2 protein-coding genes are annotated in these 723 nt (G+C 56.8%); one reads left to right on the top strand and one right to left on the bottom strand.

Annotation, left to right across the window (positions count from 1 at the left end; all coding sequences use genetic code 11):
* On the top strand, positions 1-327 hold a 327-nt coding region (locus A3730_RS29180; RefSeq protein ID WP_197477760.1), incomplete at its 5' end, for a DbpA RNA binding domain-containing protein.
* Positions 328-483: 156 nt separating this feature from the next.
* Here the strand turns inward: A3730_RS29180 and A3730_RS29175 are convergent.
* A partial coding sequence (locus A3730_RS29175; RefSeq protein WP_156501447.1) for a helix-turn-helix transcriptional regulator occupies positions 484-723 on the bottom strand: 240 nt, incomplete at its 5' end.

The raw sequence follows: 723 nt of genomic DNA, 5'->3' as shown, positions 1-723 counted from the left end.
CGCCGTGCCATGGCCATTGAAGAATTGCAGGGCGCGCCCCTGAACTGGCACCCGGTGAGCAGCCTCAAACCCCGTGAAGGTGACACCTTACACCCCCCGACAATTACGTTGTGCATCGGCGCTGGCCGCAAGGACAAACTTCGCCCTGGCGATATTCTGGGTGCGCTGACCGGTGATGCGGGGATTGCCGGCAACAAGGTGGGCAAGATTACCGTCACGGATTATCAAGCCTATGTGGCTATTGATCGTGACAGCGCAGATCTGGCGTTGGAGCGATTATTGAAAGGCAAAATCAAAGGCAAAAACCGGCGCGTTAAAAAGCTGTAACCTTTCCCGAGCTGTGGCCGGAGAGTCTCTCCGGCCACTTCCTCCATGCTTGTCATTTTCCCCCGTCAGTTCACGCAGAGTACGCAAGGTTTTTTCAGAGGCGGCCAGATGTTGGTCGTCGATTCAATGAAACGTGTCTGTATGTCGCCATAACCGTTACCGGGCTTTCTGTTGTTCCCACTGTGAGGGAGGAATCCCGAACCAGCGCGAGAATGCTCTGGAAAATGCGCTCAGGTCGGCATAGCCGAGCAGGTCGGAAAGTTGGGTGACTTGCAGGGTGGAGTCCCGCAAATAACGCAGTGCCATTTTCTGTCGCGTCTCATCCAGCACGGCCTGGAAGGACGTGCCGGAATCACTGAGCCGCCGTTGCAGGGTGCGGCGGCTCAGTGATTCCGG

Source organism: Alcanivorax sp. HI0044 (assembly GCF_001634945.1).
The sequence above is the reverse complement of the archived record's forward strand: the minus strand, read 5'-3'. Positions and strand labels throughout refer to the sequence as shown.